19 protein-coding genes are annotated in these 21,329 nt (G+C 73.7%); 9 read left to right on the top strand and 10 right to left on the bottom strand.

Going from position 1 to position 21,329, the window contains the following annotated elements:
* Positions 1 to 24: 24 nt before the first annotated feature.
* The 3 genes from K415_RS22590 to K415_RS0106280 all read right to left on the bottom strand — a co-directional run bounded on the left by K415_RS22590 (position 25) and on the right by K415_RS0106280 (position 3,639).
* Positions 25 to 603 (bottom strand): copper resistance CopC family protein, encoded by a 579-nt coding sequence (locus K415_RS22590; RefSeq protein ID WP_024286233.1) that lies wholly within the window; start codon positions 601 to 603, stop codon positions 25 to 27.
* Between the two features lie 122 nt (positions 604 to 725).
* On the bottom strand, positions 726 to 1,340 hold the full coding sequence (locus K415_RS0106285) for a hypothetical protein (protein WP_024286232.1): 615 nt from the start codon (positions 1,338 to 1,340) through the stop codon (positions 726 to 728).
* A 112-nt stretch (positions 1,341 to 1,452) separates the two neighbouring features.
* Entirely contained in the window at positions 1,453 to 3,639 is a 2,187-nt protein-coding gene (locus K415_RS0106280) for an alpha/beta fold hydrolase (RefSeq protein WP_024286231.1), read from the bottom strand.
* Positions 3,640 to 3,890: 251 nt separating this feature from the next.
* Here K415_RS0106280 and K415_RS0106275 point away from each other — a divergent pair, with 251 nt between their 5' ends.
* Positions 3,891 to 5,114 (top strand): exonuclease SbcCD subunit D, encoded by a 1,224-nt coding sequence (locus tag K415_RS0106275; protein WP_024286230.1) that lies wholly within the window; start codon positions 3,891 to 3,893, stop codon positions 5,112 to 5,114.
* Positions 5,114 to 8,152 carry an AAA family ATPase gene (locus tag K415_RS0106270; RefSeq protein ID WP_024286229.1) on the top strand — a complete coding sequence of 1,013 codons (3,039 nt, stop codon included), beginning with the start codon at positions 5,114 to 5,116 and terminating at the stop codon, positions 8,150 to 8,152. Before K415_RS0106275 ends, K415_RS0106270 begins: the two co-directional genes overlap by 1 nt.
* Positions 8,153 to 8,206: 54 nt before the next feature.
* Here the strand turns inward: K415_RS0106270 and K415_RS0106265 are convergent, their stop codons facing one another.
* A complete protein-coding gene (locus K415_RS0106265) occupies positions 8,207 to 8,653 on the bottom strand; it encodes a hypothetical protein (RefSeq protein ID WP_024286228.1) in 447 nt (148 codons plus the stop codon).
* 151 nt (positions 8,654 to 8,804) lie between these two features.
* On the opposite strand from K415_RS0106265, the gene K415_RS0106260 reads away from it, so the two are divergent.
* From K415_RS0106260 to K415_RS0106250, 3 genes are all read left to right on the top strand, one after another.
* Positions 8,805 to 9,485, top strand: coding sequence for a DUF2993 domain-containing protein (locus tag K415_RS0106260; protein WP_024286227.1), 681 nt, complete (start codon positions 8,805 to 8,807; stop codon positions 9,483 to 9,485).
* Between the two features lie 124 nt (positions 9,486 to 9,609).
* A complete protein-coding gene (locus K415_RS0106255) occupies positions 9,610 to 10,326 on the top strand; it encodes a DUF6544 family protein (protein ID WP_024286226.1) in 717 nt (238 codons plus the stop codon).
* 77 nt (positions 10,327 to 10,403) lie between these two features.
* On the top strand, positions 10,404 to 11,174 hold the full coding sequence (locus tag K415_RS0106250) for a purine-nucleoside phosphorylase (protein WP_024286225.1): 771 nt from the start codon (positions 10,404 to 10,406) through the stop codon (positions 11,172 to 11,174).
* An 86-nt stretch (positions 11,175 to 11,260) separates the two neighbouring features.
* Here the strand turns inward: K415_RS0106250 and K415_RS0106245 are convergent, their stop codons facing one another.
* Positions 11,261 to 11,500 (bottom strand): antitoxin, encoded by a 240-nt coding sequence (locus K415_RS0106245; protein ID WP_231494838.1) that lies wholly within the window; start codon positions 11,498 to 11,500, stop codon positions 11,261 to 11,263.
* A 193-nt stretch (positions 11,501 to 11,693) separates the two neighbouring features.
* On the opposite strand from K415_RS0106245, the gene K415_RS0106240 reads away from it, so the two are divergent.
* Positions 11,694 to 11,984 (top strand): hypothetical protein, encoded by a 291-nt coding sequence (locus K415_RS0106240; protein ID WP_155859380.1) that lies wholly within the window; start codon positions 11,694 to 11,696, stop codon positions 11,982 to 11,984.
* Positions 11,985 to 12,026: 42 nt separating this feature from the next.
* On the opposite strand, the gene K415_RS0106235 is transcribed toward K415_RS0106240, so the two are convergent.
* Positions 12,027 to 12,422 carry a helix-turn-helix domain-containing protein gene (locus tag K415_RS0106235; RefSeq protein WP_024286222.1) on the bottom strand — a complete coding sequence of 132 codons (396 nt, stop codon included), beginning with the start codon at positions 12,420 to 12,422 and terminating at the stop codon, positions 12,027 to 12,029.
* Positions 12,423 to 12,538: 116 nt separating this feature from the next.
* Here K415_RS0106235 and K415_RS0106230 point away from each other — a divergent pair, with 116 nt between their 5' ends.
* A complete protein-coding gene (locus tag K415_RS0106230) occupies positions 12,539 to 13,402 on the top strand; it encodes an SDR family oxidoreductase (RefSeq protein WP_024286221.1) in 864 nt (287 codons plus the stop codon).
* Positions 13,403 to 13,425: 23 nt separating this feature from the next.
* On the opposite strand, the gene K415_RS24575 is transcribed toward K415_RS0106230, so the two are convergent.
* Positions 13,426 to 15,297 carry an ATP-binding protein gene (locus K415_RS24575; protein ID WP_231494837.1) on the bottom strand — a complete coding sequence of 624 codons (1,872 nt, stop codon included), beginning with the start codon at positions 15,295 to 15,297 and terminating at the stop codon, positions 13,426 to 13,428.
* A 20-nt stretch (positions 15,298 to 15,317) separates the two neighbouring features.
* Positions 15,318 to 17,126, bottom strand: coding sequence for a TM0106 family RecB-like putative nuclease (locus K415_RS24570; RefSeq protein ID WP_034661077.1), 1,809 nt, complete (start codon positions 17,124 to 17,126; stop codon positions 15,318 to 15,320).
* A gap of 81 nt (positions 17,127 to 17,207) precedes the next feature.
* Here K415_RS24570 and K415_RS0106220 point away from each other — a divergent pair, with 81 nt between their 5' ends.
* Together K415_RS0106220 and K415_RS0106215 are read left to right on the top strand one after the other, a co-directional pair.
* Positions 17,208 to 18,452, top strand: coding sequence for an MFS transporter (locus K415_RS0106220; RefSeq protein WP_024286220.1), 1,245 nt, complete (start codon positions 17,208 to 17,210; stop codon positions 18,450 to 18,452).
* A gap of 23 nt (positions 18,453 to 18,475) precedes the next feature.
* Positions 18,476 to 19,024: a hypothetical protein gene (locus K415_RS0106215; protein WP_024286219.1), complete on the top strand. Its 549-nt coding sequence runs from the start codon at positions 18,476 to 18,478 to the stop codon at positions 19,022 to 19,024.
* Between the two features lie 57 nt (positions 19,025 to 19,081).
* On the opposite strand, the gene K415_RS0106210 is transcribed toward K415_RS0106215, so the two are convergent.
* Positions 19,082 to 20,611: a flotillin family protein gene (locus K415_RS0106210; RefSeq protein ID WP_024286218.1), complete on the bottom strand. Its 1,530-nt coding sequence runs from the start codon at positions 20,609 to 20,611 to the stop codon at positions 19,082 to 19,084.
* Between the two features lie 96 nt (positions 20,612 to 20,707).
* Entirely contained in the window at positions 20,708 to 21,169 is a 462-nt protein-coding gene (locus tag K415_RS0106205) for an NfeD family protein (protein WP_231494836.1), read from the bottom strand.
* Between the last annotated feature and the right edge of the window lie 160 nt (positions 21,170 to 21,329).

The raw sequence follows: 21,329 nt of genomic DNA, 5'->3' as shown, positions 1-21,329 counted from the left end.
GAGGACGTGCGGTGCGGGGGCAGGTCATGGCTGCGTCCGACGGCGGCGCAGGATCAGCCCGAGGACGACGGCTGCTCCGACGCCGACGCCGACGCCGACGGCCAGGACGGCCGACCGGAGCAGACGGTCGCCGGTCGGCCCGCCGGCGGGCTCGCCGTCAGCAGGTCCGGCGGTCGCCGTCGGCGGGGTCGGTGCCGGACCGGTGCTCGGTGCGCTGGGTTCGCGGACGTGGAAGTCGAAGGCACCCTGGATCGGGTGACCGTCGGCGGAGACCACGCGCCAGGAGACCGTGTAGGTGCCGTCGGCGAGGTCCGCCGGCAGCGGCGCCGTGATGACGTCCTCGTCCACGTCCGCCTCGACGTCCAGGACCACCGTGTCGGCGGAGTCCCGGACCAGGATCCGGGCCGAGAGGTCGATCACCGGCTGGGTGAAGCGGAGCATCACCTCCGCGGGCACGACGTCGACGATCTCGCCCTCCTCGGGCGAGGTCTCGACGAGCTGGTCGTGGGCCGCGGCCGGCGCGGCGAGCGCATTCGTACCGATCAGTGCGACGGCGGCCAGAGCGGTCACGACGACCCGGAAGGGCGTACGGGCGTGGGGCATGGCGGTGTCTCTCGGTCGTCTCTCGGTCGTCTCTCGGACGGGACGCGCCTGATCCTGGACGGGCGCGACGGAGCAGGCGATGGCGGGACCACCGCACCGAGAGGACGACAGGACGAGGCTGCTCAGGCGGTGGCGGGGAGCAGCGGTGGTCCGCGGCGCCGGTGGGACCGGCAACCGCCTGCGCTCGCGCGCACGAGCGGGGCGGCGGCGTGCGTGCGGAGCCGCACCCGCGTCATGGTCGGCGCTGCCGGACGGGCCAGCAGCAGGGGAAGGGCCGTGCTCAGGAGATGGGCGGTCGTCCGGGCCGCTCGATCCGCGCCGATCAGCAGGACGGCGGTGACGACGGTCGCTACCAGGTGGCTGCCCAGCATCGCCGGGGAGGTCCCTGCGTGGACGTGCTCCGCGACGACCGGCAAGGGCGCGGAGAGGGTGGCACCGTGCTGATGGCCGGGCTGCTGCCCGCCGGCAAGCTCGGCCGCGGTGGGCAGCACGCTCAGGACGCCGTGCAGGGCGGTCTCGATCACGGCCAGCGCGGGGACGAGCGTCAGGAGCCGGAGGCGGTGGCGTGCGAGCAGGCTCGATGCGACCAGGACGAACACCGCGAGGACCCCGACCGCGGGGCCCGACGGCGGCTCCCCGCCGCCGACGACGTGCGCACCGACGGCCAGGCCGAGCACTGTCGAGCCGGTGATGAGAGCGCGCGCGACGAGCAGACCGCGGCCCTCGCAGGTGCGCACGGCGTCAGGCTACCTGCGCACGGAGGCTCCGATCGCCGCCCGGTCACCGGGCCGACCCCTCGAGCCGTGGGCCGGTGGGTCCACGGCTCGAGGTCGGGTCGGCGAGGTCGGGTCAGCCGAGCGTCTCGGGACGCAGCGGGGCACCGTGGTCGAGCACGTGCTCGCCGAGGAACCCGAGCGCGACCTGGTACCAGACCTTCGCGTGCTGCGGGGTCAGGATCCAGTGGTTCTCGTCCGGGAAGTACAGGAAGCGGTGGGCCGACTTCCCGTCGTCCCCTGCGGGGAGCCCGGACGCCGACAGCAGCTCGTACCAGAGCCGCAGGCCCTCGCCGACCGGGACGCGGTAGTCCTTGTCGCCGTGCACCACGAGCATCGGGGTGCGGATCCGTCCGACGTTGCGGTGCGGCGAGTACGTCTCCGCCATCTCGGCGCTCATCTCGCGCGCCCAGTAGAAGGCGACGTCCGTCGTCGGGCCGAACTGGTCGAGGGCCCACAGGCCGGCGTGCGTGACGATCGCCTTGAAGCGGTCGGTCTGGCCGGCGACCCAGTTGGCCATGTAGCCGCCGAACGATCCGCCCATCGCGGCTGTGCGCGTCGCGTCGATGTCCGGACGGGCCACCGTCGCGTCGGTGATCGCCATCAGGTCGGTGTAGGGCTCGGCGCCCCATCGGCCCCAGCCGCGCTGGACGAAGCTCTGGCCGTAGCCGGTCGACAGCGCCGGGTCGGGCAGCAGGACGGCGTAGCCCTTGGCGACCATCAGCCACGGGTTCCAGCGCCACGACCAGGTGTTCCACGAGCCGAGCGGGCCGCCGTGGATCCAGAGCAGCAGCGGCGCGGGGCTCTCGGGCGAGCTCGAGTCCGGCAGGGCGAGCCAGCCGCGGACCTCGATCGCCTCGTCGCCCTCGCCGATCGTCGTGCGGACCTCGGTGAGCGTGCCCGGCAGGGTGGGCGGCGGCGACGGGGAGCGCAGCACGGTGACCGTGCCCGGCATCCGGTTCTCGTCCGCGACCAGGTGGATCCGGACCGGGTGCGCCGGCGCGAGGTAGGAGGCACGCAGGGCGTAGACGACGCTCGCGTCCGGGGCGACCTGCAGGTCGGAGTAGGCGTAGTCGTCGTTCGTCAGCTGGATGACCGTGTCGGCTGCGATGTCGACCGCGAAGACCGGGGCGCGGCCGTCCTGGTCGGCGGTGACGAGCAGGCCGGAGCCGTCCGGCAGCCACTGGTGGCAGGTCGTCCAGCGGTCCCAGTGCGCGACGAGCTGCTGCGGCACGGCGCCCTCGTCCAGCGCGAGCAGGTGCAGCGTCTGGTGCGTCGCCGTCTCCGTGTCGCTGATCGAGCTGCGGACGTAGGCGACCGCGCTGCCGTCCGGCGAGATGACCGGCGAGCCGAGGTCGGCGTCCGGGTCGTCGACGATCGTGGTGCGCTGGCGGCTGTCGACGTCGATCCGCACCAGGACGGTGCGGTACTCGCCGTTGGCCTGCGGCATGCGCCAGGTGGAGACGACGAAGGTGCCGTTCGGGCTGAAGTCGTACTCGGCCTCGCTGAGCGAGTGGCCGGGCGTCGGCGTCAGGTCGCGCACCTTGAGGTGCTCGATGCTCTGGCTCGCGACCTCGACCGACCGGGCCACGTCGTCGCCGACCTTGAAGTGCCAGCCGAGCAGGTGCGTGACGTCCGGGCCCAGGTCGTGGTCCCAGTACCGCACCGGGTACCCGTCGTGCAGGATCGCCGCGACCTTCTTGTCCTTGCGCAGCGTGCGCAGCTTCTCGTCCTCGTCGCCGTCCGAGGCGCCGGGCAGCATCGACGTCGCGAAGACGACGGCCGCCGACGAGCGCGCCGTGCGTACCCCGGTCACCCCACCCGGCCGGGTCGCCACGATGCGGGCTTCACCGCCACCGGCGGGCAGGACCCACAGGGCGGGCTTGTCGAGCGCCTTCTCGGCGTCGTCCGTCGCGTCCGCGTTGGGCCGCGACGAGGTGAACAGGAGGTCGCCGTCGGGCGTGAACGCGGCACCGGTCTCACCCTGGGCGCTCCGGGTCAGCCGTCGTGCGGGCTTCGCGCGGGTCGGGTACACCTCCCACAGGGCCGTGTGCAGCTTCGTCGCGTCATGGTTGACGGTGGCGACCTGGGTGACGAGCCGTGACCCGTCCGGTGAGAGCACGAGGCCGGACATCCGCGGCAGGGCGATGTACTCGTCGAGGTCGTGGAATGCCGTGGTCAGCGTCGGATAGGCCTCCTGACCCGCAGAGTCGGTGTCCTGGACGAGTCGGAGCCCGGGACCGGTCTCGTGGGTCGGCTGCATCTGGTTCCTCCTGTGCTGGCGGTGCGCGGCGCGGGTCGCCTGCCTCGGGGGCTCCGTGACATCGGGGCACGGCGCACTCGGGTGAGGCGGCGCTGTGTACATCGGCTGACGCGTCACCGGGGATAGCCACCCGCGGCAGATCTCACCCCGGATCTTGCCACCTGGGCGCGCCCGCCGCCGTACGGACACCGCCGGGCCGCGCGGTGTGTCGGTCCCGCGGACGTGTCGGAAGGGCGGGTTAGCGTCGAGGCATGCGGATCCTGCACACGAGCGACTGGCACCTCGGTCGCACGCTCCACGGCACGGATCTGCTCCCGCACCAGAGCTCCTACCTCGACCACCTGGTCGAGGTCGCGCGCGCCGAGCGCGTCGGGGCCGTGGTGGTCTCGGGTGACGTCTACGACCGCGCCGTCCCCCCGGTCGAGGCGGTCCAGCTCCTTGCCGCGGCGCTCGCCCGGCTGTCCGAGATCGCCCCGGTCGTCGTGACGCCCGGCAACCACGACTCCGCGATCCGGCTCGGCTTCGCGGCCGGGCTGATGCGGGCCGGCGTGCACCTGCAGACCCGGGTGGCGGACGTCGGCAGGCCGGTCGAGCTGGCCGACGACGACGGCCCGGTCCTGGTGTACGCCCTGCCCTACCTCGACCCGGACGCGGCGCGTGGCGAGCTGGCCGACGCCGACGGGTCCGGTCCGGACGGGCTGCTGCCGCGCTCGCACGAGGCGGTGATGGCGGCGGCGATGCGGCGGGTCCGGGTCGACCTGGCCGCGCGGGGCACCACGTCGTCGGCCCGTCCGCGCAGCGTCGTGATGGCGCACGCCTTCGTCCTGGGTGGTCAGACCTCGGACTCCGAGCGCGACATCCGGGTCGGTGGTGTCGACTCGGTGCCCGCCGGGGTGTTCGGTGGTGTGGACTACGTGGCCCTGGGCCACCTGCACGGTCAGCAGCGGCTCGCGTACCCCGCCGCACCGGGGTCCGACGACTCGACCGCGCAGGCGTCTCCCGTGCTGCAGTACTCCGGGTCGCCGCTGGCCTACTCGTTCTCCGAGCGTCACCACCGCAAGGCGACAGTGCTGGTCGACCTCGGTCCGAACGGTGTGGCGCGCGACGTCGAGCTCGTCCCGGCTCCCGTCCCGCGCCGCCTCGCCGAGGTCACCGGGACGCTCGACGACCTGCTCGGGGCCGCGGGTGCGCCGCACGTCGGCGACTGGCTGCGGGTGGTCGTGACCGACGGCGCCCGACCGCAGGACCTGCACGCGCGGGTCCGGACCCGCTTCCCGCACGCGCTCGTCGTCGAGCACCGCCCCGGCCGGGCGGCCGACGCGTCGCCGACCGCGCCGGTGACCGCTGCCCGGGACCCGCTCGAGGTCACTGCCGAGTTCGTCGAGCACATCACCGGCGCACCGCCCAGCCAGGCGGAGCGGGACGTCCTGCGCCGCGCCTACGAGCACGTGCTGGCCGCCGGTCGGAGCGCCTGATGCACCTGCACGCGATGACCTTCCAGGCGCTCGGCCCGTTCCCCGGTCGGCACACGATCGACTTCGCCGAGCTCGGGGCATCGGGCATCTTCCTGCTCGAGGGGCCGACGGGCGCGGGCAAGTCGACGATCATCGACGCGATCGTCTTCGCGCTGTACGGCAAGGTCGCCTCGAGGGACGCGAGCGAGGACCGGCTCCGCTCGGGTCACGCCCGGCCGGACGACGAGACCTTCGTCGACCTCGTCCTCGAGTCCGGCTCCGGGGTCTACCGGGTGCGCCGGACACCCGCGTACGACCGGCCGAAGCAGCGCGGGACGGGGACGACCAAGCAGCAGTCGACGGTGCGCCTGTGGCGGCTGGGCAGCCCGGACGCGCCGGACGACGGCGAACTCCTGTCGAGTCGTCTCGACGAGGTCGCGCCCGAGCTGGAGCGGATCATCGGGCTGGACCGCGCGCAGTTCGTCCAGACCGTCGTCCTGCCGCAGGGGGAGTTCGCGAGCTTCCTGCGGGCCAACCCCGAGGACCGGCGCGGCCTGCTCCAGAGGGTCTTCGGCACCGAGGTCTACGAGCAGCTGCAGGTCCGGCTCGAGCGCATGCGGGCCGAGGCCGGACGCTCGGTCGAGGAGTCCCGTCAGGCGGTCGGCCGGGCGGTCGCCGGCTACCTCGGGGCAGCTGGTCTCGACGAGGACGACGCGGCACCCGTCCGGGTGGCCGCCGACCTGGCGCCCGCGGCCCCGGGCGACGGCCTGCTCGCCCTGGTCCGGGTGCGCACCGAGGCGATCGCCCGCGAGGCCGACGACGCGGACCGTTCGGCCGGGACCGCCGCCGCCCGGCGGGCCGCCGCCGGTCAGGCGCTCGAGGCTGCCAAGGCCCTGGCTGCGGCGCTCCGGCGGCGTACGGACCTGCGCACCGAGCTCGACCGGCTGACCGCCTCGGCCGCCGACCACGCGTCCCGACGTGACCGGCGGTCCGCGGCACGACGGGCTCGGTCCGTCCTGCCCCTGGTCACCGGGGCCGCACAGGCCGACGCCGCGGTGGTCGCGGCGACGCACGCCGTCGAGCGCGCCAAGGGCAGGGCACCACAGACCGTGCGGGACCTCGTCGACGAGCTCACCGACCCCGGCGTCCAGCGGAAGACCCTGACGGTGGAGCGCGACCGGTGCACGGCTGTGCTCGGGACCCTGACCCGCCTGGTCGAGCTCGAGCGGGGTCTTGTCGCTCGCCGGGCCACGATCGGCGCGGCCCGGACGGCGTGGGTGAAGCGCACCGCCGAACGCGATCGTGCGTGCTCGGAGCGCGCGGGGCGTCCCGAGCAGCGCGCGCTCCTGGTCGCCGAGCTGAACGAGAACGCCCGCGCCGCCGCGGGCCTCGCCGTAGCCGAGCAGCGCACCGTCGCCGCCCAGGACCGGCTCGCCGCTGCCCAGGAGGTCGAGGCGCTGACCGTCCGGCTGGTCGACGCCCGGACCGCCGTGTCCGTGGCGGCGCAGGAGGCGCAGGACGCCGTCGCGCGCTCGGCGGAGCTGCAGCAGCTGCGGATCGCGGGGATCGCCGGCGAGCTCGCCGCACGGCTGCTGCCCGGCGAGCCGTGTGCGGTCTGCGGCGCCGTGGAGCACCCGCGCCCGGCCGCCCTCGAGCCCGGTCACGTCACGGTCGAGGACCTCGAGCGGGCCGAGGGGCAGCGTGCAGCGACCGGTGACGCACTCACCAGGACGTCGGGTCAGCTCACGACGCTGGTCGAACGCCTCGAGGCCCGCCGTGCCGCAGCGCAGGGCACGGACGTCGCCGGAGCCGTCGCCGAGCTGGCCACCGCCCGCACGGCGGTGGCTGCGGCGCTGCAGGCCGGAACCCGACACCGCGACCTCGAGGCCGCGCTCGCCGGCTTCGACCTCGCGACCGAGCAGCTCGAGGGCCGGATCGCCGCGTCGGGTACCGAGCTCGCGGTGCAGGCGGCCCAGCTCGCGGGCCTGGACGCCCAGGTCGAGCGCGACGAGGCGGAGGTGGCCGCCGCGCGCGACGGCGCTCCGTCGGTCCAGGACCGGGTCGCGGCGCTCGACGAGCGGGTGGGCCTGGTCAGCGCCTGGGCCGATGCGGTCGGCGCCCTCGAGGAGGCCGGCAGTCACCAGCTGCGCCGCGCCGAGGAGCTGGCCGTCGCGCTCGCGGAGAACGGGTTCGACGACGCCGGCGCCGTCCGGGTCGCGCACCTGACGGACCCGGCGCTCGCCGACCTCGACCGCGCGATCGACGACCACGAGCACGCGCAGGCGCGCGTCGCCGCAGGGTTGTCCGAGGCGGAGGTCGCGGCGCTGCCCGAGGACGTCCGGATCGACGTCGCCGCCGTCCAGGACGCGTACGGGGCGGCCGAGACCGATGCGACGCAGACCGCAGGTGCGGCAGCCCGGTCACGGCATCGGGCAGTCGCATCGGCTGCCGCCCTCGGCGAGGTCGAGCGTGCCCTTGCCGACCACGACGCCGCCCAGTGCGACGCCGGCCCGGTGACCCGGATGGCGAACCTCGCTGCCGCCGGCGGTGGCGACAACGCCAAGCAGCTCACGCTGGCCACCTACGTGCTGACGCGCCGCTTCGAGGACGTCGTCGCCGCCGCGAACGGTCGGCTCGGGACCATGTCGGACGGCCGCTACGAGCTCGTCCGCAGCACCGAGCGCGAGGACGTCCGCACCCGCAGGACGGGTCTGGCCATGAAGGTGCTCGACCACCGGACCGAGACCGAGCGGGATCCCCGGACGTTGTCCGGCGGCGAGACCTTCTACGTGTCGCTGTGCCTGGCGCTCGGGCTCGCCGACGTCGTCACCGCCGAGGCCGGTGGCATCGACCTGGGCACGCTGTTCGTCGACGAGGGCTTCGGCTCCCTGGACGCCGAGACGCTCGACGTCGTGCTGGCCGAGCTCGGACGGCTGCGCGACGGGGGCCGTGTGGTGGGCGTCGTCTCGCACGTCGAGGCGCTCAAGCAGTCCATCGCCGAACGCATCGAGGTCCGCTGCCGTCAGGACGGTTCCAGCACCCTGACCGTGCGCGCCTGAGCGGCGTGTGCGCCCGAGCGGGCCGTGCGCGCCTGAGCCGGCGGTCCTGCCTGCTCACCACGACCAGCCGCGAGAGGCGAGCTCCAGCTCCTCACGGAAGCGCTCAGGGTCGTCGAGCGGACGCGTGGCGGCCCGGTCGAGCGGCGGCACCTCGACGCCGGCCAGCTCGCACGCCTCGGCGAGCAGGTCGTCGTAGGCGGCCTGGGTGGCCTGCATCCGCTTGCCACGGGCCCAGACCTTGGGGTCGGACTCCAGGGCGCGCACGAGAGCGGCGACCTGTCCGAGCCGCACCTGGACGTCGAGCGCGTCGAACGGGTCCGGCTCGGCCGTGCGCCGTCCGCGTCGGGTCCTGCCGGTGGTCCTGCGCCGCGGCTTCAGTCGTCGCATCACCCTCGTCACGCGCGCCAGCCACCGCGGCGGATCGGGCTCGATGAAGGCCGCCGCCAGCAGCCCGTAGACCACGGCGGGGGCAACCATCCACAGCAACGTCTGGAGCACCATGGCCGGCCCGCGTCCTCGAGGTACGTCAAGCGTAGGTCCGCCTCAGCGCGCGCACCAGTGGTCGGCGGGCGTCGCTGGTCAGGCGTGGCCGAGCGGGCTCGCGGCCCGGACTCGGCGCGCCCGATGGCGTCCGGGTCCGTAGGGTCTGCCCATGCGTGGACGGTCGGTCGTGTGGTCGGTGGTCGTGGTCGGAGTGCTCGTCGCGGGTGCTGCCGTGGCCGACGGCGTCGTGCGCGAGCGCACCCAGGAGACCCTCTCGACGAGCCTGCACACCGGGATCGTCGGCCTCGACTCGGCGCCGGACGTCACCATCGGCGGCTTCCCGTTCCTGACCCAGGTCCTCGCCGGGCAGCTCGACGACGTGACGGTCACGGCACCGGCTGCGACGCTCGACGGCCTGCGTCTGCAGCAGGTCGACGTCCACCTCACGGGTGTCTCGACGAGTCAGCCCACCGTCGCGCGGTCCGCGCGGCTGACGGCCGTCGCGTCGGTCGCCGACATCGAGGCCGCCCTCGCGGTCCCGGTCGACCTCGCGATCCAGGGCGATGCGCTGGTCACCTCGGCCACCGTGCTGGGCCTGGCACTCGACGTGGTCCTCGAACCCCGACCCGCCGGCCGTGCGATCGAGGTCGACGTCGCCGGCCTGAGCCTGGCGGGCGTGTCGGTCCCGACCGACGAGCTGCCGGCCGCGCTGCGCGACCAGCTCACCGGCCTCCGGATCCCGGTCGACGGTCTGCCGCAGGGCATGGAGCTGACCGAGGTCGAGGTGCAGCCCGACGGTGTTCGCCTGACGGCGGAGGGCACCGACGTCGTCTTCGACACGACCTCCTGACGCCCGAGGTCGTGACGCCCGACCTCCTGTCGTCCGACCTCCTGAGGTCCGACCTCCTGACCTCCGGCGGCCCGCAGGGACCTTCGTCCGATCCTCGTCGGGCGACCGCCGCCACGATGGGTCGATGACCGGGTACGGACCGTTGACAGCCGTCCCCCGTGCGGCTCGTTCGATCGGCGACCAGTGGCGCGCCCTGTGCGCACCGACCCCGGCCCCGCCGCCGTTCGACCCGGGGGCCGTCGGGGCCCTGCCGGCGCCGGTCGGCCGCTGGCTGCGCCACACCATCCCCCCCGGGACGCCCGTGACCCGCGGCGTCGCACTGTCGATGCACGGGACGATCCGGCTCGGGGCGTGGCGATCGTTCACCGCCCGGCAGGTCCTCGCCGCCGGCCGGGGGTTCGTCTGGTCGGCATCGGCGCGGTTCGGCCCGGTGCCCGTCACGGGCTTCGACCGGTACGTCGACGGCGCCGGGGAGATGCGATGGCGGCTGCTCGGGGCGGTGCCCGTCATGTCGAGCGTCGGACCGGACGTGACCCGCAGTGCCGCCGGCCGGCTCGCGATCGAGACGATGCTCTCGCCGCCGGCTGCCCTGGGTCCCTCGGTCGGCTGGCTGACCGTCGACGACGTCGGGCGCCTGACCGGTGCGACGATGCTGCGCTGGGGGGCGCCGCTGCAGGAGCCCGCCGGTCTCTACCCGTTCGGGGTCTTCTTCACCGGTGAGCGCGAGGTCGACGGCGTGCGGATGGCCGACCGGATCGAGGCAGGCTGGTTCGCCGGCACCGACCGGTGGGCGGACGGCGTCTTCTTCCGCGCGACGCTCGACGGTGCGACCCGGTTGTGAGCCGTACGCGGCCCGATCCGGCCCCCGGCCGGGGCGTCTCCGGGCACGACGGTGGACGCGCGACTAAGGTCGCTGCCATGGCCACGCCGCACATCGATGCCGAACCCGGTGACTTCGCCCCCGACGTCCTGATGCCAGGAGACCCACGCCGCGCCACGCGCATCGCGGAGACCGTCCTGCAGGACGCCCGCGTGGTGTCCGAGGTCCGCGGGATCACCGGCTACACCGGGACCTTCGAGGGCCGGCCGGTCTCCGTGCTGGCCTCGGGCATGGGCATGCCGTCGATCGCCATCTACGCGACCGAGCTGTTCCGGTACTTCGGGGTCAAGCGCATCATCCGGATCGGCACCGCCGGCGGCATGGCACCGCACCTGGAGCTCGGTGACGTGGTCATCGCCAGCGCCGCGCACACCGACTCGTCGCTGAGCGCCAACCGGATCCCCGGCATCCACTACAGCCACGCGCCGAGCTTCGCGCTGACCGCGGCGGCCGCTGCGGCCGCCGGCATCGGTCCTGGCGCCACGCCGGCCGTGCCGGAGACGGCGAGCGGGCGGCGTCGTCGTCGGGCCAAGGTCGGCAAGACCTACGTCGGGGCGGTGATCTCGTCCGACGCGTTCTACGCGGACCGCCCGGCGACCAACGAGGCGCTGGTCAAGCACGGGACGCTGGCCGTCGAGATGGAGGCCGCTGCCCTGTACGCGACGGCCGACGTCGAGGGCGGGCAGGCGCTGGCGATCTGCACGATCTCCGACCTGCTGTTCCGCGACGCCTCACTGCCCGCCGCGGAGCGCGAGCTGCTCTTCGACCGGTCGGTCGCGCTCGGCCTCGCCGCGTTCGCGAACGCCTGACGCAGCCGGGTTCGCGAACGCCTGACGCAGCCGGGTGTCTGACGCGGCAGCCGACCGCCTGACGCGGCCGAGTGCGGGCGAACCCGTCAGCTGCCCTTCTCGCCCTCGAGGAAGTCCTTGGCCTTCTCGACGATCATGTCGACCTTCTCGTCGACGCCGTCGTCGGTCCGGGACTTGATCGCGTCGGCAGCCTTGTCGAGCGCGTCCTGGGCCTTGTCCTCGTTGCCGTCGAGTGCTTCGCGTGCCTTGTTGACCAGGTCGTCGATGCCCATGCGCTGCTCCCCGTCGTCGGCTGGGCCCGCTGCTGCGCGCGCGATGGCGGCCACTGGCCGTTCCTGCCGATCGTCACCGGCACGGCGTGCCTCAACCATGCCTCGCCCCGAGGGGTTCACCGTGGTGTGTGACGAGGGTGAAAGGCGCTCCGAAGGGTCAAGTCAGGTGCGCAGGAGTCGATGGGAGTACGAGGGGCCGAGCAGAGCCGGCCGCAGCAGACCGGCACCAGCCGAGGTGGAGGTGGACATGACGCAGACGACGGCACCGACGTTCGGCGCTGCCGACCCTGGCCGCCGACGCGCTGCCTCGCAGAAGCTGCTCTCCCTGCACGGCGCCGACCCCGTGACGGGCTTCCCGGTCACGTGGCACGTCACCTCGCTCACGGAGGACGGCGCGCCGGACACCTACCTCGTCGAGCATGCCGACGGCGACATCCGCAACCCGGCCGTGTGGATGCAGGCGAAGCGCGAGCCGGCGATCGTCGGCGAGGCCGAGGTGCTCATGCTCGTGCGCCAGGTCCTGCTCTCCGACTCGTAGCCCCGCCGAGCGTCGCACTCTGCCGACTGTCGCCTTCCGCCGTCACCCGCCGAGCGTCGGGGCGCCGTCGTCCCCGAGGATCTCCTCGGCGTTTGCCGCGATCCACTCCATCAGCGGGAGCAGCCGCTCGGTGAGGGCCCGACCGCGCTCCGTCAGGGAGTAGTCGACGCGCGGCGGCACCGTCGGAGCGGCCTCGCGGTGCACGATCCCGTCGTGCTCGAGGGTGCGCAGGGTCTGCGCGAGCATCTTCTCGCTGATGCCCTCGACGGTGCGACGCAGCTCCCCCCAGCGCAGGGTGCCCTGCGTCAGGGCGACGAGAACGAGCACGCCCCACTTGCTCGTCACATGGTCGAGGACGATGCGACTGGGGCAGGCCGATGCCAGAACGCCATCGGTCATGACGAACAGCGGGCCCCTGACCTGGGAACTAACGCTCATGTGCGTACCTTACCTGAAAGTGGGTACCGTCGATCGGGAACGTATGGTGGAACCCCGAGGTTGTGGCGGTGCAGCCCGTGGGGGTTGCGGATCGCCGTGCACACAGGAGGAACCTCATGACTGTCATCGTCACCGGAGCAACCGGCCACCTCGGCCGCCTCATCGTCGAGGACCTGCTCGCCGGCGGCCTGCCGGCCGACCAGGTCGTGGCCGCAGGGCGCCGGGTCGAGCGGATCGCCGACCTCGCCGACCGGGGGGCGCGGGTGGTTGCTATCGACTACGGACAGCCGGAGACCCTGGTCGAGGCCTTCGCCGGCGTCGACACCCTGATGCTGGTCTCCGGCAGCGAGGTCGGGCAGCGCATCGGGCAGCACGGCGCCGCGATCGAGGCCGCCCGCTCGGCCGGCGTCCGACGGATCGTCTACACGAGCGCGCCCCAGGCGGACACGTCGCCGCTGGTCCTGGCCCCGGAGCACAAGGCGACCGAGGAGCTGATCCGCGCCTCGGGCCTCGCGTTCACGATCCTGCGCAACAACTGGTACACCGAGAACTACGTCGGCGCTCTCGAGCAGGCGAGGGCCACCGGGGAGGTCGTGGCGAGCGTTGCGGGCGGACGGGTGGCGAGCGCGACCCGGGCGGACTACGCGGCGGCGGCCTCGGTGGTCCTGCGCACGGACGGCCACGACGGGTCGACCTACGAGCTGGCCGGCGACACGGCATGGGACCACAGCGAGCTCGCCGAGGCCATCTCGGAGGTCATCGGGCGGTCGGTCGGCTACCGGCCGGTCACCCCGGAGGAGCACCTGGCTGTCCTCGCCGCCGCCGGGCTGGACGAGCAGACGGCGCAGTTCGTCGTCGCGCTCGACGCGAACATCCGTGACGGTCTGCTGGCCGGTGGGACCACGGACCTCTCGGGGCTGATCGGCCGACCGACCACGTCGCTGGTCGACGGGCTGCGGGCGGCAGCAGGTCAGGGCTGAGCGACTACCTCGCCAGGGTCGGGTCACCCGCAGCGGTGGCCCGGCTCGTCGAGATCACCTCGGCACAGGCCGATGAAGGCGCCGAGCTCCTCGAGACCTGCCGGATGGCCGGGCAGGTAGTCGGTCAGCCCGGTTGCGCGCACGATCACCGCGCACCACTGCCCGCGCGAGACGGCGACGTTGACCCGGTTCCGGTTGAGCAGGAACTCCATCCCCCGTGGGACGTCCTGCGCCGAGGACGCCGCCGTCGTGACGATGACCACGACAGCCTCCTGGCCCTGGAACTTGTCGACGGTCCCGACCCGCACGCCCGCCAGCCCGGCGCCGTCCAGGGCGCGGCGGACGGTCCAGACCTGGGCGTTGTACGCGGCCACCACGACGACGTCGTGCGGCTCGAGCGGCCGGTCGACGGCGTCCGCCGGTCGGTGCCGGGCCGGGTCCCGCCACCGACGCCCGATGACGGCACGGACCTGGGCGACGACCTCGGCTGCCTCCTCGAGCGAGGCGACGGCGTTCCAGCGGTGGTCGACCGTCACGCACCGGACGCCCGGCTCGACGCCCGCCAGGGAGCGCTCGGCCGTCGCGGGCACCGCCGTGAGCCGACCGTCGTAGGCCAGCCGGGACACGGCCCCGCACAGGTCCGGGTGCATCCGCCACGTGTACGCGAGGAAGTAGCCGAGCTCGGACGGCAGGGTGTCGTGCCCGTCGGAGAGCCAGCCCAGGGCCGAGCGGTCCACGGGCTCGGGGTGTCGCCCCTGGCTGACCTGCGGAAGCTGCTGCGGGTCGCCGAGCAGCAGCAGGTTGCGGGCCGCTGTCGAGACCGCGACCGTGTCGGCGAGCGAGTACTGGCCGGCCTCGTCGACCACGAGCAGGTCGAGCGGCTCGGCCGGCAGGCGCTTGGCGTTGGTGAAGTCCCACGCGGTGCCACCGACGACGTAGCCACCGGTCGCACGGGTGTAGAACTCGCCGAACTGGCGGTCCTTGTCGAACCACTGCCACGGCGCAGCGCGCGCGGCACCGTTGACCTTCTTGCCGATCAGCTCGGCGTCCACCCCGGCGCTCGCGAGGGCGGTGAACATGTTCTCGACGACAGCATGGGACTGCGCCACGACCCCGATCCGCCAGCCGCGGGCGACCAGCCCGGCGATCACCCGGGCGCCGGTGTACGTCTTGCCGGTGCCCGGCGGACCCTGCACCGCGAGGTACGACCCGTCGAGGTCGAGCACCGCCGCGGTGATGGCGTCGATGTACCCCGTGGACCCGGGCCCGACGTCGGGCAGCGGCGCCCCGCTGCGCGTGCGCGGTGGACGTCGGCGGAGCACGTCGACGGCCGGCTGGTCGGGCAGGTCCGGCAGGGTCGCGACCACCTGCGTCGCGACGGTCCGGATCGCCGCGGCGATGCCCTTGGTCTGCGGCGGGTAGCCCGGCACGAGGGCCATCGGCAGGTGGTCGTAGCGGTCGTGCCGACCGCCGAGGGTGTCCTCGACGACCAGCACGTCTCGGCTCCCCTCGTCGATGCCCTCCCGTGCGGAGCTGACGACAGTGACCTGGTCGGTCCAGCCGCGCCGCCCGTCGTGCGTGGTCCTGGCGCACTCCGGCCAGGGCTCGTCGTACAGCGCGCAGACCGCGGTCCCGGCGGTGAGCTCGGAGCCGGGCTCGAGCCGCCCGACCAGGCGCAGGCGTCGTCGGGCCGACCGCTTGCCGGCCGGGACGTACCAGTCCTCGACGACCTCGGCGTCCTCGACCAGGAACGTGCTGCGCTTCTCGGTCCACTGGCCCGGGTCGCTGGTCAGGCGGTCGTAGTGCGCCCACCAGAAGGGCTTCGCCTCGCGCCAGTGGTAGCCGAGTGCTGCGGCGAGCATCGCGGCGGCCTGCTGGTCGGCGGACCTGGTCACGACGGGGCTCACCTCGGGGCTCACTCGGCCGCGTCGGCGAAGGCGAGCAGCTCGGCGGCCAGGGCGTCGTGCTGCGGTGCGGCGGCGGCGGGGCCGTCGGGGCCGTCGGCCGGCGGCTCGGACCCGGGAAGCACGCCGGGCGAGCCGTCGTCGGGCGCCGGCGCTGCCGTTCCAGGGCGCACCCCCAGCTCGGCCGCGCGTGCGACGAGCCAGTCGCGCAGCCCGAGCGTCGAGAGGCAGTCGTACGCGTTGTACTGCGCGATCTGCTGCAGCCGGCGCTCCCACTCGGCCGGGTCCGACGCCCGGACGGCACACGCCTCGGCGTACTCGACGATCGAGTCGCCCGCGGTGATGACGTCACCGGCCCGGGCAGCGTCCATGTAGAGCTTCTCGACCGACTTGAGCGAGTACGAGCTCTGCCCGGTGCGCAGGCTCGCGCGGACTGTCGCGTAGAGGTCGACGAGGACGCCCTCGCGCAACAGCTGGTCGACGGACTCCTCGCCCACGCCGTACCGGCCGGCGAGCCGGAGCAGCGCCGTCTTCTCGTACGCCGCGTAGTGGTAGACGTGCATCCCGGGGAACCGTGCGCGCCGGGCCTCGACGTAGCCGAGGAAGTCGAGCAGGGCGCGCTTCTCCTCGGGGCGGTCGTGCGCCCAGAACGGCCGGAACGCCGGCTCGGCTCCGGACGCGACCGGCGCCTCGATGACACCGAAGAGGTACTCCAGCCCCCAGTCGGGGGCGTCGCCGTCGCCGTCGCCGTCCGGGCCGGTCCACAGGGGGTCGCCCTCGAAGTCGAAGAAGATGTCGCCCGCATCCGGTGCGGGCAGGTGGCCGATGACCTCGGGTGCGAAGAGGTCGAAGACCGGGACCTGCGCGCGGGGTGCCGGGTCCGCCGGCATCGCCGCGTCGGCGATGCCCTGGGCGACCTGCAGCCGGGCCTGCGCACGCAGCCTGGCCAGCACCGGCCCGGCGATCCCCGGGACGTCGCCCGTCCCTGCCGCCAGCTCCTCGACGGTGTGCACGCCGACCGCGTCGAGGCGGGCGCGCTGCGTCGCCCGCAGGCCCGCGACCAGCAGCACGTCGCGCCGGGCCGCGATCTCCGGGGCGCAGATCTCGCACCGCAGGCAGGCGGTGTACCCGGGTGTCCCCCACTCCAGCGCCGTCCCGGCCGCGACCCGCTCGTCCAGGATGGTCTGCAGCCGGTCGCGCCGCTCGCGGTAGACCGGCAGCAGGTCGACCAGGCTGTGCGTCGTGGTGGTGTCGTCGCCGAGGATCAGGTGCACCTCGGGCGCGGTCGCGATCCCCGCGGCCATCAGCTGGTCGGCGTAGGCGGCGAGCTGAAGCAGCGCGGTGACCTTGGCCCGGCGCGCGAGCTTGGTGTCGTGGACCGCGTAGACCGGCCCGGCCGCGCCGTCGGGCCGCTGCCGGACGATGAAGTCGGCCCAGCCGCCGAAGCGGCCGTCGAAGAAGCCGGCCTGGAACACGACGTCGGCCCCGGTGCGCAGCGCCTCGATCGTCTCGGCGTGCTTGGCCTGCAGGGTTGCCCGGTCGCTGTGCAGGCCGCGTGCGGGCCGGTCGATCTCCACGACCCCGGTGCCCGATGCGCGGTCCCACTGCCCGTACCGCTCGCGGTACCGGGCGAGCCAGCGCTGCTCGTGCTCGTCGCCGAGCCGGGCCGCGCGCTCGAGCATCGCGTCCGCCGTCAGCTCGATCGGTGGGATGCGGCCGAGCTTCGCGTCCAGGGTGCGGAGCACGGCGAACTCGCAGCCCGCGGCGTTGGCGAGGTCGCTGGCCGAGTAGACCACTGTGTCGTCCGGCAGGAGGAACATGCTCCGAGGCTAGAGGCCACCGCTGACGTGCCGGACCGCGGCCAGGTGCAGGAGGTCGCGCCTGTGCGATGCTGCTGAACCGTGTCCCGTCCCACCGCCCCGCTCCTGCGCACCGCGCGACCTCCTGCACCTGGCCTCGGTGCGGCCCGTCGCGACCTCTTGCTGCTGCTCGGCGGTGCCGCGGTCTCCACGGTGGGCACCTCGCTCACCTTGCTCGCCGTGGCGATCCACGTGGAACCTGCGGGCGCCGGCTGGGTCGCCGCCGCGATGGCCGCCGAGCTCGTGCCGATGGTCCTGCTCGCGCCGTGGGCCGGTCGGCTCGTCGACCGGGTCCGGAACCGTGAGCTGCTGCTGGCCACGCTCGTCGTCCAGGCGCTCGCCGTCGCTGTCGCGGCGCTCGTCGGGCTCCGTCCCGGGGCTGGGTTCGTGCTGCTCGGTGCGCTCGCGGTCATGGGTGCCGGCGCCACGGTCGCCGGTCCGACCATCGCGGCGCTGCTGCCGCACGTGACCGGCGAGGCCGGCGCGACCCGCGCCTACGGCTGGTACTCCTCGATCACGAGCGTCGGCTTCCTGATCGGCTTCGCGGCTGCCGGGCTGCTGGTCGAGGCCACGTCGGTGCGCACGGCCCTGCTGGTCGACGCTGCGACCTTCACCGTCCTGGCCGTCGCCGTCCTGGCGCTCCGGGCGCAGCGCACGCCGCGCGGGCACGACGACATCTCCCCTGGCTCGGTCTGGCTCGGGTTCACCCGGCTGCGGCAGGATCGTGTGCTGCTGGTCGGCGTGGTCGGCACGGGCGCCGCCGTGCTCGCGACCGTGATCGTCAACGTGGCCGAGGTCTTCTTCATCCTGGACGACATCGGGGCCGGGCCAGGTGCCTACGGCATCGTCACGGCGTTCTGGCCGGCTGCCGGCATCCTCAGTGCGTGGATCGCCGGGCGGGTGCTCACCGACCGCAGGCTGTTCCCGGCGCTGGCCGCCTCGTGCGTCGTCATGGGCATCGGTCTGGCGGCGGCCGCGTCGGTCGTCTCGCTGGTGGCCGTCGGGATCGGCTGGGTCATCGGTGGCGCGGCCGGCGCGGTCCAACGCGTCGCGATGAACGCGTTGATCCGCTCGCGGACCGCCGACGCCGAGCGGGGTCGCGTGTTCTCGGCCGTCACAGCGGTCACGCAGACCGGCAACCTCGTGGGCCTGGCCGCCGGTGCCGGTCTCGTCGGGCTCGTCGGGGCGCGTCCGAGCCTGTTCCTCTCCGGGGCGCTGACCGCCCTGGCCGGCCTCGTGATGTGGCTGGTCGGTCGGTCCGCCGTGCCCTACAGTGCGGCCAGCTGATCATCGTGAGCCGGAGGGGTGCCATGAACGGGCGACGCGGGGTCGTGCCCCTGGTCCTCTGGCCGCTGGCGGTGGTCGTGCTCGCCGTGGCCTGCGGGGTGGGTGTCGGCTTCCTGCTCGGATGGGCGTGGGCGCCGAGGCCTGGTGAGGAGTCCGGTCCTGATGCCTGGTACGTGGTGATCGCCGCTGTGGTGGGTGTCGCCGTGGCCGTCGTCGTGTGGCTCGTCGGGCTCGCGGTGGCGGCCCGTCGGCTCGTGCCGAGCGGTCGGCGCGGCCTGGCCTTCGCCGTCGCGGTGACCGGCGCGATCGTCGGCTTCTTCGTCGTCGTGCAGCTGGGCCGGTTCGTGCCCGTCGGCGGGCCGTCCGGCGACCTGGCGCTGGTCCTGAGCCCCATCACGTGGCTGATCCTGAGGCTCATCACGTGGCTGGTCCCGCTCGGGATCCCCAGCATCGCGTTTGCCATCGTCGCGCTCCGGACCGGCACGTCGGGCGCGGCCGGGCCGGGCGGTCCGACGCGCTCTGGCCCGACGACGAGCCTCCCGCCTGTCCCGTCTCGGCTCCCCCGACCGTGAAGGCTGCCGGCGCAGGTGGCCGGCAGCCTTCACGGTGTGAGTGGTGCGAGTGGTGCGTCAGTCGGTGGGCGCCGGCGACGCGGCGGGTGCCTTGGGCGTCCTGGGCGCCTTGGCTGCCGAGGTGGTGCCGGTAGCCGCGCCCGATGACGTCTCGGTGCCGGCGACGCTCGAGATCAGCGCCGCCAGGTCGAGGCCGGTCAGCTGCTTGACGATCTCCTGACCCTCGCCCAGCACGGAGGCGACGGTCTTGGTGATCGCCGAGGCGCCGTCGGTGGAGATGACTGTCATGTGCCCGATCGAGCCGATCGGCTCGGCCGCTGCCCGGACGATCTCCGGCAGGCGCGAGATGACCTCCTGCGCGATGGCCGCCTGGCCGTACTTCTTGAGCGCCTCGGCCTTGGCGTCGGTGGCGACGGCCTCGGCGCGTCCCTCGGCCTCGGTCGCGGCGGCCCGGGCCTCACCCTGAGCCCGGATACCGGCGGCCAGGGCGACCTGACGGTCACGCTCGGCCTCACCGGCGCGGCGGACGGACTCGGCTGCCGCCTCGGCGTCCTGCAGCGCAGCGGTCTTGTTCGCGCCGGCGATCGTCGTGCGCTTGTACGCCTCGGCCTCGGTCGCGGCGTTGGTCGCGTCGCGCTCGGCGTTGGCCTGCTGGACGGCGGCGTACGCGGCGGCCTCGGCCGGCTTGCGGACGTCGATGTCGAGCTGCTCCTCGGTCACCCGGGCCTGCTCGGCCAGGGCCATCCGCTGCTGGGCGGCGACGATCTGGTCCTGCTCGGCGCGTGCGAGCTGTCCGGCGGCGTCGGCCTCGGCGTTCGCCCGGTCGGTCTGCGCCTTGATGGCGGCCTTCTTGAGGTCGAGCGCCTTCTGACGCTCGGCGATCTGCTCGGCGGCTTCGATCACGGCGAACTCGGAGACCCGCTGGGCCTCGGCCTCGGAGACCTCGGCGACCTGGCGTGCGCGGGCGTTCTCGGCGCGGCCCAGGTTGCCCAGGTAGTCCGAGCCGGGCGTCGAGATGTCGGAGATGTTGAGCAGGTCGACCTGCAGGCCCTGCTCGGACAGGTCCGTCTTGGTCGAGTCGACGACCCGGTCCGACAGGCCCTTGCGGTCGGAGATGATCTGCTCGATCGTCATGTCGCCGACGATGGAGCGCAGCGAGCCCTCGAGGGACTCCTTGATGATCTCGGTCAGGGTGCCCTGCTGGGACAGGAAGCGCTGGGCGGCCCGCCGCACGCCCTCCTCGTCGCCGCGCACCTTGAAGTTGATGGACGCCTTGATGGCGATCTTGATGCGGTTCTTGTCGACGCCCTCGACCGTGATGCCGATCTGGCGCTGCTCGAGGGAGATCGGGAAGCCCTGCTGGAGCACGGGCCAGACGAAGACGCGGCCGCCGACGACGACCCGCTGGCCGGTCTCCCCCACGGTGGCCCGGCCGGCACCGCGGCCGACGATGATCAGGGCCTCGTTCGGCGGCACGCGCCGGATCCGCTTGGCGATGAACGCGGTGATCGCGACCAGGGCCAGCACCAGCGCCGCGACGGCGATGACGGTGATGGTCTCGGATGTGAGCTCGAGCGGGTTGTTCACGAAGAACCTCTCAGGCGTTGATCGAGCGGGGTCGGGCCGGTGGGTGTCAGCGGTGGTCCTGCGGGTCGTTCAGGTGCCGGGCCGTTCAGGTGCCGGTCAGGCCACGGGCCGGTGCGGCTCGACCTTGACGCTGCTGCCGGTCTGGGCGACGACGACGATGCGGGTCCCGGTGGGGATCTCGACATCGGCCCAGGCGAGCCGGCGCTCGAGCTCGGTCACGTCGTCGAGGCTGACCTCACCGCTGCCGGACGGCGTGATCGTCCCCGTCACCAGGCCGGTCACGCCGACCAGGCTGTGTGGTTGGCCGTCCTCGGTCGCGCGCAGCCGGGCGACCGCCTTCTGGACGCCCCAGACGGCCAGGGCGCCGACGACGGCGGATGCGACGTAGGCCCATGCCGTGGGCAGGCCGTTGGCCGTGACGATCGCGCCGATGGCGCCGAAGACGACCGCGCCTGCCCCGAGCGAGGTGCCGGAGAGCACGCCGTCGCCCAGGTCGAAAAGGTCACCGAGCGGGAGCGCGACGAGCAGGACGACCAGACCGATACCACCAATGATCATGAAGGTGAGCATGTCCGCGTCGATCCGTCCCCTGTCGTGTCCTGCTGGTCTGGCCGGTCTGTCGAACCCTATCGTTGCGGCTCCTCGGGACGAGGGGGATCAGAGGCTGTCGCCTGTCGGTGACCGGCCCGGCGGCGTGACCGGCCGTGCCCGGCTCGGA

Origin of the sequence: Cellulomonas sp. KRMCY2 (genome assembly GCF_000526515.1) — a bacterium.
Taxonomy (GTDB): domain Bacteria; phylum Actinomycetota; class Actinomycetes; order Actinomycetales; family Cellulomonadaceae; genus Actinotalea.
This window is presented reverse-complemented; position numbering and strand designations above follow the sequence as displayed.

Excerpts from the sequence above, each read along its gene's own strand:
- K415_RS0106255 (WP_024286226.1), top strand. The coding sequence starts at position 9,610 with ATGACCGGGTACGGACCGTTGACAGCCGTCCCCCGTGCGGCTCGTTCG.
- K415_RS24570 (WP_034661077.1), bottom strand. The coding sequence starts at position 17,126 with ATGTTCCTCCTGCCGGACGACACAGTGGTCTACTCGGCCAGCGACCTC.
- K415_RS0106250 (WP_024286225.1), top strand. The coding sequence starts at position 10,404 with ATGGCCACGCCGCACATCGATGCCGAACCCGGTGACTTCGCCCCCGAC.
- K415_RS0106215 (WP_024286219.1), top strand. The coding sequence starts at position 18,476 with ATGAACGGGCGACGCGGGGTCGTGCCCCTGGTCCTCTGGCCGCTGGCG.
- K415_RS0106280 (WP_024286231.1), bottom strand. The coding sequence starts at position 3,639 with ATGCAGCCGACCCACGAGACCGGTCCCGGGCTCCGACTCGTCCAGGAC.
- K415_RS0106270 (WP_024286229.1), top strand. The coding sequence starts at position 5,114 with ATGCACCTGCACGCGATGACCTTCCAGGCGCTCGGCCCGTTCCCCGGT.
- K415_RS0106265 (WP_024286228.1), bottom strand. The coding sequence starts at position 8,653 with ATGGTGCTCCAGACGTTGCTGTGGATGGTTGCCCCCGCCGTGGTCTAC.
- K415_RS0106240 (WP_155859380.1), top strand. The coding sequence starts at position 11,694 with ATGACGCAGACGACGGCACCGACGTTCGGCGCTGCCGACCCTGGCCGC.
- K415_RS0106275 (WP_024286230.1), top strand. The coding sequence starts at position 3,891 with ATGCGGATCCTGCACACGAGCGACTGGCACCTCGGTCGCACGCTCCAC.
- K415_RS0106260 (WP_024286227.1), top strand. The coding sequence starts at position 8,805 with ATGCGTGGACGGTCGGTCGTGTGGTCGGTGGTCGTGGTCGGAGTGCTC.
- K415_RS0106205 (WP_231494836.1), bottom strand. The coding sequence starts at position 21,169 with ATGATCATTGGTGGTATCGGTCTGGTCGTCCTGCTCGTCGCGCTCCCG.
- K415_RS0106230 (WP_024286221.1), top strand. The coding sequence starts at position 12,539 with ATGACTGTCATCGTCACCGGAGCAACCGGCCACCTCGGCCGCCTCATC.
- K415_RS22590 (WP_024286233.1), bottom strand. The coding sequence starts at position 603 with ATGCCCCACGCCCGTACGCCCTTCCGGGTCGTCGTGACCGCTCTGGCC.
- K415_RS0106235 (WP_024286222.1), bottom strand. The coding sequence starts at position 12,422 with ATGAGCGTTAGTTCCCAGGTCAGGGGCCCGCTGTTCGTCATGACCGAT.